The organism is Saccharopolyspora shandongensis, from assembly GCF_900106995.1.
In the GTDB taxonomy this organism is placed as follows: Bacteria; Actinomycetota; Actinomycetes; order Mycobacteriales; family Pseudonocardiaceae; genus Saccharopolyspora; species Saccharopolyspora shandongensis.
Genome location: NZ_FNOK01000014.1, coordinates 174,828 through 191,869 on the forward strand (window position 1 = coordinate 174,828; position 17,042 = coordinate 191,869).

17 protein-coding genes are annotated in these 17,042 nt (G+C 69.2%); 8 read left to right on the top strand and 9 right to left on the bottom strand.

From position 1 onward, the window contains the following. Positions 1-6: 6 nt before the first annotated feature. Together BLW84_RS17540 and BLW84_RS17545 are read right to left on the bottom strand one after the other, a co-directional pair. Positions 7-2,442, bottom strand: coding sequence for a glycoside hydrolase family 65 protein (locus tag BLW84_RS17540; protein WP_093266608.1), 2,436 nt, complete (start codon positions 2,440-2,442; stop codon positions 7-9). Further along, positions 2,439-2,762, bottom strand: a complete 324-nt coding sequence (locus BLW84_RS17545; protein ID WP_093266609.1) for a hypothetical protein — start codon at positions 2,760-2,762, stop codon at positions 2,439-2,441. The genes BLW84_RS17540 and BLW84_RS17545 overlap by 4 nt, the downstream gene beginning before the upstream one ends. 218 nt (positions 2,763-2,980) lie before the next feature. Between BLW84_RS17545 and BLW84_RS17550 the strand changes: the two genes are divergently transcribed. Continuing rightward, the gene (locus BLW84_RS17550; RefSeq protein WP_093266610.1) at positions 2,981-3,427 is read left to right on the top strand and encodes a universal stress protein; all 447 of its coding nucleotides are present in this window, start codon (positions 2,981-2,983) and stop codon (positions 3,425-3,427) included. Between the two features lie 49 nt (positions 3,428-3,476). Here BLW84_RS17550 and BLW84_RS17555 read toward each other — a convergent pair whose 3' ends face one another. Further along, complete coding sequence (locus BLW84_RS17555; RefSeq protein ID WP_093266651.1) at positions 3,477-3,884, bottom strand: Hsp20/alpha crystallin family protein; 408 nt, start codon at positions 3,882-3,884, stop codon at positions 3,477-3,479. Positions 3,885-4,286: 402 nt separating this feature from the next. Here BLW84_RS17555 and ppk2 point away from each other — a divergent pair, with 402 nt between their 5' ends. Then, positions 4,287-5,114: a polyphosphate kinase 2 gene (gene ppk2, locus BLW84_RS17560; RefSeq protein ID WP_093266653.1), complete on the top strand. Its 828-nt coding sequence runs from the start codon at positions 4,287-4,289 to the stop codon at positions 5,112-5,114. 460 nt (positions 5,115-5,574) lie between these two features. Here the strand turns inward: ppk2 and BLW84_RS17565 are convergent, their stop codons facing one another. Both BLW84_RS17565 and BLW84_RS17570 read right to left on the bottom strand, forming a co-directional pair. Continuing rightward, on the bottom strand, positions 5,575-6,555 hold the full coding sequence (locus BLW84_RS17565; RefSeq protein WP_218157356.1) for a GlxA family transcriptional regulator: 981 nt from the start codon (positions 6,553-6,555) through the stop codon (positions 5,575-5,577). Positions 6,556-6,581: 26 nt separating this feature from the next. Further along, a complete protein-coding gene (locus BLW84_RS17570; RefSeq protein WP_093266656.1) occupies positions 6,582-7,301 on the bottom strand; it encodes a S1 family peptidase in 720 nt (239 codons plus the stop codon). A 236-nt stretch (positions 7,302-7,537) separates the two neighbouring features. On the opposite strand from BLW84_RS17570, the gene BLW84_RS17575 reads away from it, so the two are divergent. The 3 genes from BLW84_RS17575 to BLW84_RS17585 all read left to right on the top strand — a co-directional run bounded on the left by BLW84_RS17575 (position 7,538) and on the right by BLW84_RS17585 (position 12,230). Beyond that, entirely contained in the window at positions 7,538-8,617 is a 1,080-nt protein-coding gene (locus BLW84_RS17575; protein WP_218157357.1) for a GlxA family transcriptional regulator, read from the top strand. 304 nt (positions 8,618-8,921) lie between these two features. Continuing rightward, a complete protein-coding gene (locus BLW84_RS17580; protein WP_093266612.1) occupies positions 8,922-10,163 on the top strand; it encodes an ATP-grasp domain-containing protein in 1,242 nt (413 codons plus the stop codon). Between the two features lie 39 nt (positions 10,164-10,202). After that, entirely contained in the window at positions 10,203-12,230 is a 2,028-nt protein-coding gene (locus BLW84_RS17585; RefSeq protein ID WP_093266613.1) for a hypothetical protein, read from the top strand. Between the two features lie 104 nt (positions 12,231-12,334). Here the strand turns inward: BLW84_RS17585 and BLW84_RS17590 are convergent, their stop codons facing one another. Then, a complete protein-coding gene (locus tag BLW84_RS17590) occupies positions 12,335-12,796 on the bottom strand; it encodes an STAS domain-containing protein (protein WP_093266615.1) in 462 nt (153 codons plus the stop codon). A gap of 636 nt (positions 12,797-13,432) precedes the next feature. Between BLW84_RS17590 and BLW84_RS46260 the strand changes: the two genes are divergently transcribed. Beyond that, entirely contained in the window at positions 13,433-14,044 is a 612-nt protein-coding gene (locus BLW84_RS46260; protein WP_143060985.1) for a hypothetical protein, read from the top strand. Between the two features lie 17 nt (positions 14,045-14,061). Here the strand turns inward: BLW84_RS46260 and BLW84_RS17600 are convergent, their stop codons facing one another. Continuing rightward, positions 14,062-15,264 carry a PP2C family protein-serine/threonine phosphatase gene (locus BLW84_RS17600; RefSeq protein WP_218157358.1) on the bottom strand — a complete coding sequence of 401 codons (1,203 nt, stop codon included), beginning with the start codon at positions 15,262-15,264 and terminating at the stop codon, positions 14,062-14,064. A 122-nt stretch (positions 15,265-15,386) separates the two neighbouring features. On the opposite strand from BLW84_RS17600, the gene BLW84_RS17605 reads away from it, so the two are divergent. Both BLW84_RS17605 and BLW84_RS17610 read left to right on the top strand, forming a co-directional pair. Continuing rightward, positions 15,387-15,854, top strand: a complete 468-nt coding sequence (locus tag BLW84_RS17605) for a MarR family transcriptional regulator (RefSeq protein WP_177226521.1) — start codon at positions 15,387-15,389, stop codon at positions 15,852-15,854. Positions 15,855-16,099: 245 nt separating this feature from the next. Next, positions 16,100-16,483 carry a zinc-binding dehydrogenase gene (locus BLW84_RS17610; protein ID WP_281247416.1) on the top strand — a complete coding sequence of 128 codons (384 nt, stop codon included), beginning with the start codon at positions 16,100-16,102 and terminating at the stop codon, positions 16,481-16,483. 29 nt (positions 16,484-16,512) lie between these two features. Here the strand turns inward: BLW84_RS17610 and BLW84_RS17615 are convergent, their stop codons facing one another. Further along, positions 16,513-16,887 (bottom strand): DUF779 domain-containing protein, encoded by a 375-nt coding sequence (locus BLW84_RS17615; protein WP_093266621.1) that lies wholly within the window; start codon positions 16,885-16,887, stop codon positions 16,513-16,515. Further along, positions 16,887-17,042, bottom strand: a 156-nt coding sequence (locus BLW84_RS46265; RefSeq protein WP_143060986.1) for an aldehyde dehydrogenase family protein, incomplete at its 5' end; no start/stop codon positions are given. The genes BLW84_RS46265 and BLW84_RS17615, both read right to left, overlap by 1 nt.

The window sequence follows — 17,042 nt, forward strand, 5'->3', positions numbered from 1 at the left end:
GCGGCGTCAGGGAGGGGAGTGCGCCGCGGGATCGCCTCCTCGAAGCGAGTTCTCCAGCGAGAACCGGGCGGTTTCCCCGGGGCCGAGGTGGACGGTGCGGGAACCGCAGGCGCAGGTGACCGGGAGGCGCCGGCGTCCGGGCCAGGTCCGGACGGTGGCGGTGCGGCCGGTCACCCCGATGGTGAGCGGTTGGCCGCGGTAGCGGATGGTCAGCTCCAGCGGCCCCAGCTCGGTCGGCCACAGCGGGTTGAGGCGCAGCGCGCCGTCGCGGACCTCGATGCCGGCGAAGCAGCGTTGCAGGATGTCGATGCTGCCCGCCATGGCGGCCAGGTGGATGCCTTCGGCGGTGGTGCCGTGCTGGGTGTCGTGGATGTCGCCGGCCAGCACTTCGTCGAAGAACTCCAGCGCGCGGTGCCGCCGGCCGCGGGCGAGGACCCAGGCGTGGACGACGGCGCTGAGGGTCGATCCGTGGCTGGTGCGCGTCAGGTAGTACTCGATGTTGTCGGGAATGCTGGGCATGGGGTAGCCGAGTCTGCCGAGGATCTCCTCGAGTTCTTCGGCCGACAGCAGGTAGAACAGCATCAGCACGTCGGCCTGCTTGGACGCCTGGTAGCGGTTCGGGTCGTCGTCCTCCGCCTCCAGGATGCGGTCGAGGCGCTGGATGTCGCCGTAGCGCTGCCGGTAGGCGTCCCAGTCGAGTTCGGCGAGCCGGTCGTAGCCGTCGAACTGGCTGATGATCCCGTTCCCGTGGAAGGGCACGAACATGCGCTCGGCGATGCGCTTCCAGCGGTCGATCTCGTGGTGCCGGATGTCGAGCTGGTCGGTCAGCTCGTGCCGCCGCTGGTCGGGCAGCTCGCGGAGGACGTGCACGGCGGTGCGGCACAGCCAGGCGGTCATGACGTTGGTGTAGGCGTTGTTGTCGATTCCCGGCCGGTCCCGCCCGGGGTATGCGGTGTGGTACTCGTCCGGGCCGACGACACCGCGGATGACGTAGCGGTCCCGGCCGCGGTCGTACTGGGCGAGCGAGGCGAAGAAGCGGGCGATCTCCAGGACCATCTCGGCGCCGAAGTCGCGGAGGAATTCCTCGTCCCCGCTGGCCTGGTGGTAGTGCCAGACGTTGTGGGCGATGGCGAGCCCGATGTGCCGCTGCAGGTGCGTGTGGTCGGGCAGCCAGCGGTCCGAGCGGGGGTTGAGGTGCAGGCGTTGAGTCTCCTCGCGGCCGTTGCTGCCGCTTTGCCAGGGGAACATCGCGCCCGCGAATCCGGCGTCGCGAGCGGCTTTGCGGGCCTGGCCCAGCCTGCGGTGGCGGTAGCGCAGCAGCGCTCGGCTCAACTGCGGCATGCGCAGGTCGAGGGTGGGCAGGACGAACAGCTCGTCCCAGAAGACGTGGCCGCGGTAGGCCTCGCCGTGCAGCCCGCGGGCCGGTAGCCCGGCGTCGAGATCGGTGGTGTTCGGCGAAACCGTCTGCAGCAGGTGGAACAGGTGCAGGTGCACGGCTTGCTGCGCGGCGGCGCTCATGGAGAGTCCACTGTGGAATTCGTTGTTCAGGCGTGCCCAGGCCATGCTGTGCGATCGGCGCAGTTCGTCGAAGCCGGCGGCGTCGCGCACCTGTTCCGCGGCCTCGGTCACGGGCTCGGTGGCGGCGAAATCCCGGGAGGTGTGCAGCGAGACGATCTTCTCCACCTGCACCTCGACGTCCCGTTCGACGTCGATGGTGAAATCGTGGGCGATCACCTCGCCGCGCTGCAGGAGCGAGCGCGCGTCGACGAGATCGCCGCCGACGCGCACCCGCGTCCGCTGGGCCTCGGCGACGTGGATGTCCGACTGGGACGTTCGTGCGTGCAGCACAACGATGTCCGGGGCGACCTCGGCGGTGCGGTGGTCGACGAGGTGCCGACCGCCGAGATCGCGATAACGGGCGACCCCGCTGTTGGTCACGTCCCCGTCGATCCCGCAGCGCAACGTCAGCGCCCCCGACCAGTCCTCGGCGACGAGCGTGGTCTCCAGGCCGGCGAGGTGGGGTGCGGCCAGGTGCACGAAGCGGTGCTGGACGATCCTGGTGGTGCGGGCTCGCCCATCGCGGAAGCGCAGTCGCCGGACCAGGAGACCGCGTTCGAGGTCCAGCTCCTGCTCGTGGTCCAGCACCTCGACCTGCGCCAGGTCGAACCACGGGCCGTCATCGGCGCGGAAGGTCAGCAGCAGCCAGTTCGGCATGTTGACCAGCGACTCGTTCTCCACTTCGCGCCCGGCGACGGTCGTGCTGAGCCGGTTGTAGCAGCCCGCGACGTAGGTGCCGGGGTAGTGCACGCCGTCGGCGCGGGATTCCGGCGCCGCTCCGCGCGTGGCGAAGTACCCGTTCCCCAACGTGCACAACGCCTCTCGGCGGCCTTCGTCCTCCGGGACGAAGTCGTGGAAGCCGAACTGCCACGCGGTCGTGGTCATGGCGCGCCAGGTTCCACCGTCGCGACGTGGGGCCTGCGACGCCCGAACAGACGTGCGCCGTGGGGCGGACCGATCCTCGTGGCAGCCATGATGACCTTGCGTTCGTTCGCGATGTGCTCGTGGGATACCCGAACCGCCGGGAGATTCCACCGGCGGCGGGTCACGACGCCAGCACGATCCCGGCTGCGACCGCGGTGACGGGCAGGACCAGCAGCCGGGCGCCTCGGCTGCCCGGCGGTGCTGTGCTCGCGCTCCAAGCCCAGCAGCAGCCCGATCGCCATCGCCGTGGCGAAGTGCACGAGCGCAGTCGTGGTGCCCACCGGACCTCCTCAGCCCGGTCGAGCGGTGTCCGCTCCGCACGCTCGGATACTGCCCGGCCATCACGCTGCCGCTCGCTCGTGCCGGTCCCCCCAGGGTTCAGCTCACCGGTGCGCTTGCCCAGAGGACATCGTCGGCAGCGGCTCGGCGGCGTCGATGTGCGATCTCGGCCGGCGGCGGGTACACCCCCGCCAGGTGCCGACCCGGGAATGGGGGAGCTATGACCGAGGACCAGCCTCGGATCGTGGTGGGTGTGGATGGTTCGCCCGGTTCTCGTGCTGCGCTGCGCTGGGTCCTGCGTTATGCCGAGCAGTGCGGCGGCACGGTCATCGCGGTGCTGGCCTGGGCGCCCCCGGCCTACACCGAGATCGCACCGATGCCTCCAGCGCTGTCGGACGAGGATTCGGCCGCTCGTGCGGAGTGGGAGTTGCGGAAGGCCGTCGACGAGACCTCGGCATTGCTGGCGACATCGGTTCCCGTTGGCCGGAAGGTGGTTCGCGGGCACGCCGCGCGAGCGTTGCTGGACGAGGCCCGGGGAGCGGATCTGCTGGTGGTGGGCAGCCGCGGGCACGGTGGATTCGCCGGTGCGCTCCTCGGATCGGTGGGGCAGCACTGCGTGAGCCACGCGCACTGCCCGGTGGTCGTCGTCCGTCCGGCCGCGAGCTGACTCGGCGAGGAGGAGGCGCGACCGCGATCCGGCCGCGCCTCCCCGCGGTTCACTTGCCCTTGCGCATCACCGGGATCTCCTTGCGCGCCTCGGTTTCACGCCGTGGCATGTGGATGGTGAGGATGCCCGCCTCGTACTCGGCCTTGATGTTCTCGGTGTTGCAGCTGGTCGGCAGCAGCAGGGTGCGGCTGAACGAACCGTAGAAGAACTCGCTGTGGCGATCGGTGCGCTCCTCGTGCTTGCGCTCCGCGTTGATCTTGAGCTGGTTGCCCTCCACGTTGATGTGGATGTCCTTGTCCGGATTCACCCCGGGCAACTCGCATCGGACCACGTATTCGTTCTTCTCGGCGTAGGTTTCCACGCGCATGGCATGCCGTTCACCGAAGGGCCACTCGGTTTCGAACATCTGGAAGATGTCGGGCAGGCCCAGGCTCGGCCGAGGCTGCAAGCTGGTCATGGTGTCCTCCATAGAGCGAAAGGTGAGCGATGTCCACAATCCGCCGCGCGCTCGGCGCGGAACGGGGCCGGCCGACCCCGTTCCGGCCGACCTCGTCGCGGGTACCCGTGCGGGGTCGAGCGGGAAACCCGTGGCGCGGGGGAGCGTCGCCACGACGAACATCGCAGGAGGCGCCGACCATGACGTGAAGCCAGCTGTGGTGGCGGAAGCAGGCCGACCACTCGGCACGGCTCTCGGTTCCTGGAGATCACCGACCCGGCCAGCGGGGAGAGGGTGATCAGCTGCCGCGCTGACCGACTCGTTCCGCGGAGGGCGATCGGCTCCACGAGGTGACCTTTGTGGACGATCGAACCGGCCTTCCTCCGCGCCGAGCCGGTCGGGTGCGGGCTGGAGGTGATCGGAATGACCGGTGGCGGGAGCGAGGAACGGACCGGCGGAGTCGGGAAGCGGCTGCCGCGTTCGGTTTACGAACGCGAGCTGTTCCGGTTGCAGAGCGAGCTGGTGAAGCTGCAGGAGTGGGTCCGCGTCGAGGGCACTCGGCTCGTGGTGGTCTTCGAGGGGCGTGACGCGGCCGGGAAGGGCAGCACGATCAAGCGGGTGGCCGAGTACCTCAACCCGCGGGTCGCGCGGATCGTGGCGCTTCCGGCCCCGTCGGAGCGGGAGCGCTCGCAGTGGTACTTCCAGCGTTACGTCGAGCGCCTGCCGGCGGCTGGGGAGATCGTGCTGTTCGACCGCAGCTGGTACAACCGCGCGGGCGTCGAACGCGTGATGGGGTTCTGCACGGAGGAGGAGTACCGCCTGTTCCTGCGGCAGTGCCCGGTGCTGGAGGGCTTGCTCGTCGAGGACGGCCTGCTGCTGCGGAAGTACTGGTTCTCGATCAGCCAGGCCGAGCAGGAGCGGCGGCTGCGCAAGCGCATGGACGACCCGATGCGCCGGTGGAAGCTGTCGCCCATCGATCTGGAATCGGTGTCCCGCTGGGACGAGTACTCGAAGGCCAGGGACGAGATGCTCGCGGCGACCGACGCGCCGAAGGCGCCGTGGTACCTGGTGGAGAGCGAGGACAAGCGGCGGGGCCGCATCAACATGATCGCACACCTGCTTTCCAGCATCCCGTACCGCGAAATGCCACGCCCCCGGGTAGACCTGCCGGCGCGACCACGGCCCGGCTTCTACGAGCGGCCGCCCAAGGAGAACTTCACGTACGTACCCGACCACGCCGCCGCACTCTGATGCGTCGACCGCCCCGGCGGCCGGTTCGCGAAATGCTCGGGGGAATGATCGATCCACACCGGACGATCGTCCATGGCTCGTACGCCCAGCCCGGCCTACTCGGATTTGCTCCCTGCACCAGGGATGCGATGCGCGAGAGCAATGAGCACTCCGTCCAGGTCGAAAAGCACCGCGTGGTGGCGGAGCGGACCGATGCTCGTAGCGGCCATGATGGCTCCGTGCGGGTACGACGCCCCTGCGGGTTTGCGCCGGAGCGCATTCGCGCGGTTCGCGGGCGCACGGTCGACTCCGGGGGACACGCCCTTTGCTTCCCGAAAAGGACTGAGGCGAAGGGCTTTTTGCTATCCGATCCGCACATCGAGCCGGCCGGACGGCTCGATGCGCGGGGCAGGCTCCAGAAGGCGAAGCAGCGCTGCGCGTTACCTCCCCTTCCGCCAAGGGCCCCTCGTCGGTGGTCTCCTCAGCCGCTCCGCGCGCGATGGTTTCTGCGGTAGTCCCGAGGCGTCGTGCCCGTGAGGTCACGGAAGTGGCGGCGCAGGACCGCCGGAGACGTGAACCCCGTGTTCGTCGCGACCTGTTCCACGGGGACGTCCGTTTCCTCCAGCAGGCGTTGAGCTTCCAGGAGGCGGATGCGGAGCAGGTACTGGAGCGGGGCCAGGCCGGTGTGCGCGCGGAAGCGGCGGGTGAGGCTGCTGGGGCTGGTGCGGGCGTGGGTAGCGACGTCCGTGAGGGTGAGGGCCGTGTGGAGGCGGGACCGCATCCAGGCGAGGATGGGCTCCAGACCCGCGCTCTCCGCTAGCTCCCGCGCGATCGTGTCCCGCACGTCGTCCGCGTAAGGATGCAGCGGCGTGATGAGTTCCCGGGACGTCTCCCCGGCCACCTGTCTGCCGTGGTCCCGGGCGAGGACGTGCAGGCAGACGTCCATGCCCCCGAAGACGCCCGCCGCCGTGAGGAAGGGCCCGTCCTCGACCACCGTGCCGAGCGGGTCGACCGTGACGCGGGGGTGGCGTGCCGCCAGCTCCTCCCTGTACCGCCAGCTGGTCGTGGCGCACCGGCCGTCCAGGAGGCCGGTCGCCGCCAGCGTGAACGTACCCGTGCCGACGGCGGCGATGCGGCTTCCTCGGTCCGCCGCGGCGTGGAGGGCGGCGCGGACAGCCGGTGGCGGCTCGGCGCGGTGGACGCCGTGGGTGGGGATCAGGATCACCTCCGCCGACGAGAGGCCGTCCAGACCGTACGGGGGCGCAACGCCGAGTGGGGCAGGGGCCGCCGTCTTCACCCGGCCTTCGGGCGCGCACATCCTGACCTCGTACGTCACGTCCGGGTGTTCGCGGCAGGCCGTTCCGAAGACCAGGCCCGGCACGGTGAGGTGGTGTCCCGGGACCCCGTCGAGGGCGAGGACGGCGATGACCGGCATGGGGGGAAACCACTTCTCGTCCGTCATGCCTCCCCACCCTCCTCGGCCTGCGGTCAGCGGTCCTCGTGCAGTGTCCTGCTGATCCACTTCTGATGCGCGGGCACGTTGGTGTACAGGCCGGGGCCGGTCGAGCACGTGGTGTCCCAGTCGCCGTCCCCCGAGGTGGTCCCCACGAGTTCCCAGCGGCCGCGCACCCCGCGCTGGAGCTGCGGGCCACCGGAGTCCCCGACGCACGCCATGGCATTCGGAGTCAGGCTGACCGTGCACAGGCGGGTCTCGTCGGCGCGGCCGAAGCACTCCGCCTCCGTGCCCCTGCGGGTGTTCAACTCCTGGAGCCGGTCGGGGAATCTCACCTTCTCGAGGTCGGTGACATCGACGACCGTTCCGAAACCGAGGATCCGGGTGGGCGTGCCCGCAGGCCCAGCCTTCGCGGCGATGCGGAGGGGCTGCTGGGGGACAGGGCGGTCCAGGCGCACCAGTGCCAGATCGTTGTAGGACGGGTGGTCCTCTGCTGCGTCCACGTAGCCCGGATGCACGATGATCTTGTCGACTTCGCGGACCGTGCCGCCGGTCTTGCGGTGCTCGCTGCCGATCCGCACCGTCCCGGTCGGAGTCGTCCACTTGACGCAGTGCGCCGCGGTGAGCACCCACCGCGGGTCGATCAGCGTCGCCCCGCACTGGGCGTCGGCCTCCTCCATCGGGATCGTCGCCATGAACGGATAGCGCTCGGTCGAGTCCTGGCCGTTGACGATGGCCTCAGCACTGCCTGCCATCGCCGTGGCGCCGAGGATGGCCGTCGCACCGGCCGTCGCGAGAGCGTTCGTGAATCGGCGCCGTCGGTGGCGGGGCAGGGGACGGGCGGACGAGTCCGGGTGCGGCACAGGTGGCCTTTCGCAGTGGGTGAGACGGCCGGGGCTTTCTTGTTCCCGGCCCTGATCACCGTCATCCTCCGTGGCCAGGGACGGTCCGGAACAGCGGCTGGGATGTCACCCTCCGCTAAATTCCGGACATGTCACTGATCGCCGTCCTGGCCCACGACGGGGTTCCCGGGCACCAGCTCACCGCCCCGCTGTCCACGTTCGCCACTGCGGCGCATCACCACCCCCCGGTGGCCTACGACGTGCGGGTCTGCGCCGCCCCCGGTTTCACGAGCACGGGCGGGCCCGGCGCGTTCCGCGTCGAGACGCCTTGGGGGCTGGAGGGGCTCGACGGCGCCGACACCGTTCTCCTGCCGGGGCACGATGCGTTCCGGGACCCGCCGTCGTCCGGCCTCGTCGATGTCCTCCGCGATGCCGTCGCACGCGTCGGGGCCGTCGGCGCCGGTGCGTTCACGCTCGCGGCCACCGGGCTCCTCGACGGCCGCCGCGCCGCCACCAGCCGCCGGCACGCACAGGAACTCGCCCGCCTCCACCCCGGGATCGCCGTCGCCCCGGAAGGCGAGGTCGTCGCGGACGGCCCCTTCCACAGCGGCGCGGGGGTGCTCGGCGGCGTCGACCTCTGCCTCCACCTGATCACCCTGGACCACGGCGTGCGGGTGGCGATCGAGACCGAGCGGCAGCTGTTCCTGCGGCTCCACGACCAATTCGGTGACCCCGAGCACGAGACCGGGGTCGACGCCGCGTACAACGCAGTCACCCCGCCCGGCAGCAGCCTCGCACCCGTCACACGGTGGATGGAGGTCAACTTGCACGAGGCACTGACCCTCGCCGACATCGCCGCGCAGGCGGGACTCGGCGAGCGCAGCCTCACCCGGCGGTTCCGGGCCGAGACCGGCCTCACCCCGCTCCAGTACCTGCTGCGCACCCGCGTGCAGCGAGCCCAGCGGCTCCTCGAACGCACCGACGACCCCGTCGAACGCATTGCGCTCCTGACAGGCCTCGGCACACCCGCCAACCTGCGGCACCACTTCCAGCGCCTGACAGGTGCAAGCCCCAGCACGTACCGCGCGGCGTTCCGGGCCCTCGTCTCCGACGTGACGTGGCGCGAGGGCGCCGCGGGAGCGGAAGAGGAGCGGGGAAAGCGCAACCCCGCGAATGGACCGTCTCCTGCAACCGAGAAGAGGCAGACGGCGATCCACCGCGAACCGTAGCCGTCACGGAAGAGCGTTCTCAAATGCGAGCGGATCGGCCGCGCTCCGGCTCGCGGCACGGCCGAGGCATCCGGCGCGGCACCAACAGCTTGCCACGCGGCAAGCAAATCCGAGTGCATCGAGCACGCGACGGTGTCACCGGTTCGCCCCGGTCGGCTGCGCCGATTGGTGTTGCAGGCCGCAGGAGTACCAGGTTGGCCGCCGGATTCTTTGCTTCGGGACGCTGAAGAAACATCATCCCCGGGTACGGTCGTGTCCGCGACGCCGTCGCAAAACCGAATGCGCCGATACGGAGGAGCGGTCCATGCCACAGCCCGAACCGGCCATCAAGAACCCGGACAAGGGATACGTAGCGCTTCTCGGATGGAGCCTCAGCGCGGTGGAGGCTCTCGACCGGTTCGATCGACGTTACGTTGTCGTAGCGCCGGACTGGGCCGAGGAGTACTGCTCCGAGCACGACATTCCCTACGTGCCATGGAACTTCGAACGGCTCAACGACCGCTCCATGGAGATCGCCGAGACCTTGAAGCAGGAAGGCGTCGACGTCACGATCCCGCTGTTCGAGGAGACGGTGGAGTGGGCGGGGGCGATCAACGCCGTCCTGCTGGACAATCCGCGCCTGTTCGGCCAGGCCATGCTGCTCCGGGACAAGGCGCTGATGAAGCGCCGCGCGCAGCTCGGCGGGATCCGGGTCGGGATCTTCGAGGAGGCCCACGACCGGGAGGACGTGATCCGCTTCCTCAAGCGCGTCAACCAGACGCTGCTCAAGCTCGACGGCGACCCGAACGACCCGATCCACGTCAAGGCGTTCGACAAGGCCGGATGTCTCGGGCACCGCGTCATCCGCACCCCCGACGAGATCGACACGATTCCGGACGAGGAGTTCCCGGTCCTCATGGAATCACATCTCGACGGCTGGGAATTCGCCGTCGAGGCGTGGATCCACAACGGGAAGATCAAGTTCCTCAACATCTCCGAGTACGTGACGCTCGGGTACTCGGTGTTCGCCCCGGCGACCCCGGAACTGGAGAAGTACCGGCCGCAGATCACGGCGCAGATCGAGAAGCTCATCAAGACCTTCGACATCGAGTTCGGCTTCGTGCACCCGGAGTACTTCGTCACCAGCGACGGCGAGATGTACTTCGGCGAGGTCGCCTACCGGCCGCCGGGCTTCAAGGTCTTCGAGCTGCTCGAGCGGGCATACGGGTTCAACGCCTACCAGGGGCTGGTGCTGGCCTTCGATCCGAAGACGACCGAGGAGGAGATCGATGCCTTCTTCCCGCGCGAGGTCGTCGACGCGTCCGGGGTCGCGGGCTGCTTCGGCGTCTACCCGCGCCGACGGGTCGTCGCCGAACTGCAGATCCCGGAGGACACCGAGGACGACGATTACTACGAGTCGCACGACCTCTCGGCGCCGATGGAGGAGACGGTCACCAAGAGGACCGCGTTCGGCAACCACTGGGGTCTGGTCTACTTCTTCGGTGACGACCCCTACCGGATGCGCGAACTGTTGAAGAAGCAGGAAGAGCTCGACTTCTACGTCTGACGACGCCGTGGACGCAGGAGACCTACCCGAGGGAACCCTTTGAAACCGACCGCCGACGTCGCGGGTGAGGTCACGACGCTGGACAAGCGCGTGGCCTCGCTCGACGCCGCTGTTCAAGCCATGGCCGAGACCCGCGACTTCGGAAAGCACACGAAGCTGCGGCGGGTCCTGGAAGCGTTGCGGCGGGTGCTGCTGCAGCCGGGCGGCGCCGCGGCGGTCCAGGCCCGGGCGCAGGCGTTGGAGGAAGCCGGCCTGTTCGCGGGGACGGACTGGGCCTCTCCGGAGATCCTTCTCCCGTCACTGGTCGGCCCCGGGCTGCGCAGTGGAGACGCGGACACCGTCGTGGTGGAGGCGACCAGCGAGCTGCGGATGCTCGCTGTCGCTCGCGGCGACTTCGCGCACCCGACCTTCTCCGCCGAGGACGCCCGCCAGTTCCTCTCCCAGGTGCTGGCGATGAACCTGGAGCTGCTGTTCACCCCGCCCAGCGAGGCGGAGCGGACCCGGCAGGGCCGGACTGCGCAGCTGATCCGGGACCTGTTCCGGCACCTCGCCGACGAGATCGGCTACGACAGCGTCCTGGACAAGCTGGTCGACGAGATCTGGCGGATCCTGCGCCAGCGCCCGATCCAGGTCGACCAGGTGCAGTCGCTGATCACCCGGATCGCGATCTACCGCGGCGATCCGGACGTCGACCTGGGCGCGTCGTCCGGGCAGGGCCTCGACAGACTCATCACCAGCCTGTTCGGGACCACCGAGGCGTGCCGGGACGCCCCGGGCCTCGACGTCTTCCGCTCCCGGCTGGAGGCGATGGACGCCGGAGGCCTGCAGTACGAGGCCACCGGGTTCGCCCGGGCGATGCACGACACCGGTCTGGTGTCGCCGTACCACGCGGAGCTGCTGCGGTTCCTGCGGCATGAGAGCGACTACCTCGTAGGCGAAGCGCTCGGGTTGTCCGACACCGGCCGGAACTGCCTGCTGCGCTACAGCGATCTGGTGCATCGGCTGATCGAGGAGGCCGTGCACCCGCAGACCGCGCAGTGCATCTACGGGCTGGCACTGCTGCTCGACCGCGGCATCCTCTACGAGGCGCCGGTAGTGCCCGCGCTGTGGCGGCAGCTGGCTCTGGACCTCTCCCCGGTCGCGCAGGAGCGGTTGGCGACGGTGTTCGGCGACCAGCCGGAGCCGAAGGCACGGCTGATCGCGGGAGTGCTGTCGATGCTGGGCCAGCCGCTCGGCGTCGGGCAGGGCGACAATCCGACCTGCCAGTCGGCCCGCGCGCTGTCGATGTGGGCCTACAACGACCCGGACTACCTGCTGCAGGTGGTGGTCTGGGCGGCCCGCGACGACGAGGTCATCATGCACTTCGAGGGCCGGCCGGTCTCGTCGAAGTACAGCGCGTCCGGGGTCGCGAACAAGGTGCCGATGGACCTGGACCCCGTGTCGTTGCTCGTGGTGCCCCACCTGGACCGGATCTACGCCGAGATGGGGAGGCGCTGCGCCGATCGGCCCGGGGACCCGCACCGGTGGGTCAACCCCGAGTTCCACGGCTGGTGGGCGGCTCGCGGATTCTGGATCAACGTCGAGGTCGAGACCGGGAGACTGATCGGCCTTGACGAGTTCCTGCGGCAGTTCCACGCGAGCTACCACCCGTCCTACAACGGCGGGCAGCCGGTGATCCATCCACAGCCGGCCGGCGTCGCCGTCACCGACAGCGCGGCCCGCTACGTCGGCTGGCACGCGATCACGATCCTGCGGGTCGCGCCGGACCCGCAAGACGTCATGCGGGTGTACTTCTTCAACCCGAACAACGACAGCGGCCAGGACTGGGGCGACGGCGTCGTGGTCTCCACCGCGGGCAACGGTGAGCGGTTCGGTGAGGCCTCGCTGCCGTTCGACCAGTTCGCGTCGCGGCTCTACATCTTCCACGCCGACCCGCTCGAGCGCGGCGAGCCGGAGCGGGTGCCCGCCGAGGACGTCGTGCGGATCACCGGCTACATCGAGCGCAGCTGGGGGGCCGACCGGCTGCCGCCGGGGACGCTGCAGGCATCGAAGGACCCGCAGTCCTGACCCGCGTGCTCCCCGGCATCGCGAATTCTCTGCCGGGCCTGCTGCGAGGTGCCAACGCGCAACCGGTTCCAGTGCTGACGTGTTGCCATCGACGATCTGCGGCTTTAGTTGTCCTGGTGGGGGCAGCCCGGGATCGCTGCCGCCCGTGCGAGCGCGGTGTGGATCGTGCTGTGGCACTCCAGCAGAGCGTGGAGTCCGGCCGCATGGAGGGCCTCTTGGACGGCCGAGTTCGAGGTGACGACGCGGAGGGTTCCGCCGCGGGCCTGGATCAGCATGTGGGCATGGGTCAGCAACTGCAGGTCCGGGACGTTGAGTAGGTACATGGTGCTGAGGTCTATGACGACCAGCCGCGTCGTCGACGAGGGTTGCGGCCAGAGGATGGTCTCAAGCTTTTCCACCGTCTCGGGGTCGACGGTTCCGCTGACGGTGACGACGATCGTGTCCGGCTGGGGAAAGGTCACCTGGAGGCTCGACCCGGCCACTGGGCTTTCCCTGATGCTCTCCCGGAGCGCCACGGCTTGCGCTTCCTCGGTGGGGGCATCGGGAAACTGGTCCTCAGGAGTCATTCGGTCTTCCCCCCATGCGCGGGCGAGCCTCCTTGCGGCTCATCCCGGTCGTCGTGGCGTTCCCGCGCACGTTGGGTGTACGCAGTGCAACTTCGCATGATCCTATAGTTTGCTTGTCCGGTGGCAATCAAGTGGCGTGGGCGCCTTTCCGTGCAACACGTCGGTCGCCGAACGCTCGGCTCGGAACTGCGACGTGCGAGTGCCGCTTGGCTGGGAAGCGGAGGTTGGCGTCGCCGCTCGCGAACAGATTCATTGCCAATTGGCAACTAATCGAACTAGGATCGCAGCAGTACGCCTCGGGCGACGTCGGGGGCGTCCGAGGCGTATCTTTCACGGGCGGCTCGTGTGAAGAGCGCCCTGAAAATCCACCGTGCCAAGGGTAAGGTGGCTGCTCGACCGGATCGACGAGTCCGCTCCGCGTTGGGTTGACCTCGGCTGCGGGCTGCCTGAAGCGCAGGGACCGTCTTCTGCCGTGTCGCTCGATCATGCCGCCGCTGCCTGCGGGCAGGTGGTGGGAGAGGCGTGACCGGGTGGGCCGGAGTCGCCGTTCACGGTCCGCCACGTCCCGCCGATCCAGGGACGCGACGCCGCGTTCGAGGAAGTGCCGCCTGGCCCCGCCCCCGGAAGGGAAAACCGATGAACGGTGATGTCGTCGGCCTGCTCGCTGGTGTGGTCGCCGGCGGCGCGCTCGGAGTTGCCATCGTCAGTTGGTGGGGCGCGCGGCGTTCGGCACGTGCCGCGGAACACTCGGCAGCGGCCGCAGCTCAGGCTCTGTCGATCGGGCGGAAGTCGGCCGAGGCCGCGTTGCGGTCCGCTGACGCCGCCGGCCGTTCCGCTGAACCGGCCGAAGGCGCTCGCCGTGGTGGGTACGCGCCGCTGTGGGAGCTGACACCCGCTCCTTCCAGCGGTGGTGGATGCCAGATCACTGCGAGATACGTCGGCGGGCCTGCCGGGATGACGGTGACGGTGGGCTACTACGGAGTCCTGTACGGGAGCGCCACGAACGGCAAAGCGCCCGGAAAAGCGGTCGCCGGCACGCGGATCGTGCGTCGTCCGATCACCAGGGACGAGCCTTTCGAGATCCCCATCGCATGCCCGGAAGGCTGGGGGCACGTGGTGGCGATCGAGTTGCACCTCGCCCTGCAGTCGGTCGAAGGGCACGCGGTGACCGACGACGTCCCCAGCAAGCCGTGGTTCGACGCGGAGTACGTGGCGTGGGAGCGCGAGCCGGCGACCGCTTCGGAGTGACGGGCCGCGAGCGCAGGTCAGAGCAGGATCCAGCTCCGTTCCCGCGCCGCGGAGGTCTCACCTCGGTGCGGCCCCAGCCAGTCGACGCACACTGCCACGGCGTCGTCGTCCAGGTCGCTGTCCTGTAGAAATGCGCGGAGGTCGCTGAGCAGCGATCGCACGGCTTCGGCGGGGTCCAGGTGGCGACCGTTGTGCAGCGCTCGTCGCAATGCGCTGGTGCTGTAGTTGCGGTCTGCGAGCACGGCGTCGTAGATGCCGTCGGTGAGGATGAAGAGGCGATCCCCCGGTTCGAGCTGGAAGTGCTGCACGTCGTACTCGGTGCCGTCGAGGAGGCCGAGCGGGAGCTGGGCGTCCAGGTCGATCCGCTCGACACCGTCGTCGCGGACGCGCCACATCCGGGGCGAGCCGGCGTCGATGGCGCAGACGTCGCCGGTGGCCAGGTCGATCTGCAACAGGAGCGTCGAGACGTGCTGGGATCCCGCATGATGTGACCAGATGGCTTGATCGGCGAGGGCGGCCTGGGTGGCGAGGTTGGCTCCGCTGCGACGGGCATTGCGCAGCGCTGTGATCGCCAAGGTGGTCAGCATGGCCGCGGTGATGCTCTCTCCCATGCCGTTGGTGACCGCGACGGTCAGCGAATCGACGTCCTGGGCCCAGTCGAAGTTGTCACCGCGGACGGCGTAGGCGGGTTCGAGCTGGCCCGCAAGCCGATAGGCAGCGCACCCCACGGAACGCACTGGTAGCAGCTGCCATTGCATCTCGGCGGCGAGCGTCAGGCGTTGGGGGCGCCGTGCCCGCCGGTACCGATCGGTCGCGACTTCCGCGAGGGTGATGGCGTGCGCGGCGAGTTCGGCTGCTTCCGCCAGTTCTTCGCGTGTCGCGTCGTCGGGCGCATCGGGTAGCCGAAGCCAGAGGACGCCCAGCCGGTCGCCCCGCACGGTCATCGGCAGATGCAGCGCCACTTCCTCATCGATCGGCTGTTGGACGCTCACCTGGTCGCAGAAAACACGCCCTTCCACGGTTGCCACCAGGGGGATGCCCGGGCCCTCGGGTTCGAGCACCGGTTCCAGAACCGCAAGCCTCAGATCGACCAGGTAGATCTCGAGCCCGGCAACGCCGAAATGCTGCCTCAGCAGCGTTTCGAGCACCCCGGGCAGTTCGTGCGCGGGAGCGGCCCGCAAGGCTCGATCGATGGACTCCAGACGCGTGGGGACGATCACTTTTCTCCGGCTTCACCTGGGCCCGCTCAACTGCGGGCGATCTTGAATCGTGACGTGACAGAATGCGTCCGAGAGCCCGTACGCGAAGGAATGTGCTGCACCCGGCTAGGAGGGTTGTTCTGGTGCGCGAACCTGATTCTGTTTCCCCCGAGGCCCTGGACGACCTCGAAGCCGGCGTCGGGGTGCTCATGGTGGTCTGGTCGCGCAGCGCCGAACGCATCAAGCCCAAGGTCTCGGCGTCGCAGCTGCGGGCGCTCGTCGTCGTGGACAGGCACGGCGCCATCAACCTCATGAGCCTTGCCGACGAGCTCGGTTCGATTCCCTCTGTGACGAGCCGGCTGTGCGATCGGCTCCAGGCCGCCGGGTTCCTCGACCGGATCGCCAGCGAGGGTGACCGCCGCGAGGTCGTGCTCCAAGTGTCCAAGGACGGTCGCCGCCTTCTCCGCCAGTTCCGCCGGGAGCGTCAAGCGGACCTCAAACAGGTCTTGGACGCCATGAGCCCTCGAAACCGCAATGCCCTGCTCTCCGGCATGAGCGCCTTCTACGCGGCCGCGACCGAGCTCGGCCTGCCGGACGAGATGCTCGCCTGACCTTCTGCCCCGTTCCGTCCACGGCATACCGGGGCGGCCGTTCCTGCCCGCCGGAGCGGCGCGGCTGCGACCATGTCCTCGCCTTTCCCATTTTATTTGTCCGAGGACAAGTAAAGTACCGGCCCCGCGCAGCGCGGCCCCAACCGGGTGCGGTTGCCGTCATATGCCGGTGGTTGCGCCTGTGACGTGCGGTAGTCGTGCGAGGTGAGGAGCAGGATGCATCACCGGAGCCGAACGTCGGCCAGGTGACCGCATCCCGGTGTCGAGGTGGCGGGGTCGTGGTCGCGGACACCGTCGGCGGTGACCGCTTCACCGACTCGTTGCGCTGCCTCACCGCCGGCGGCCGGATGCTGGTGATCGGATTCGCGGCCGGCTCGATTCCGGAGGTGGAGGTCAACCGCCTGCTGCTGAACAACCTGGACGTGGTCGGCGTCGGCTGGGGCGCCTGCGCCAAGGCACGCCCCGGCTACCCGCGCGGCCAGTGGACCGAGATCCTGCCGAGGCTCGAATCCGGCGCCCTCGCACCCCCGATCGGCGGCACCTACGCCGTCGACGACGTCCGGGACGCACTGGAGGCGATCGACCGCCGGCAGGCATTGGGCAAACTGGTCCTCCGCCTGCGGGGTTAGCCGCTCCGCCTGCCGGCGGAGCACCGTTCTCAGGTCGCTTCGAGGCGTTTCCATTCGTCTTGGGTGAGCAGGCGGGACCGGGTGAGGAAGCGGACGCCGTCGGGGGCTTCGAGGGAGAAGCCGCTGCCCCGGCCTGGTACGAGGTCGATGGTGAGGTGGGTGTGCTTCCAGTACTCGAACTGCGGTCTGGACATCCACACCGGGACGGCTTGGCCGTCCACGGTGAGGTCGCCGAGGTGCACGTCGGCGTCGCTGGTGGCGAATTCGCCCGCCGGGTAGCACATGGGCGCGCTGCCGTCGCAGCATCCGCCGGACTGGTGGAACATGACCGGCCCGTGCCGTGCCCGGAGGCGGCGGATCTGCTCCGCCGCCTCCGGGGTCACCGCGACTCGGTCGCTGGTCATCAGAAGAATCCCAGCGCGTTGTTGGAGTAGCTGACCAGCATGTTCTTGGTCTGCTGGTAGTGGTCCAGCATCATCTTGTGGGTTTCGCGCCCGATGCCGGACTGCTTGTAGCCGCCGAATGCGGCGTGGGCGGGGTAGGCGTGGTAGTTGTTCAC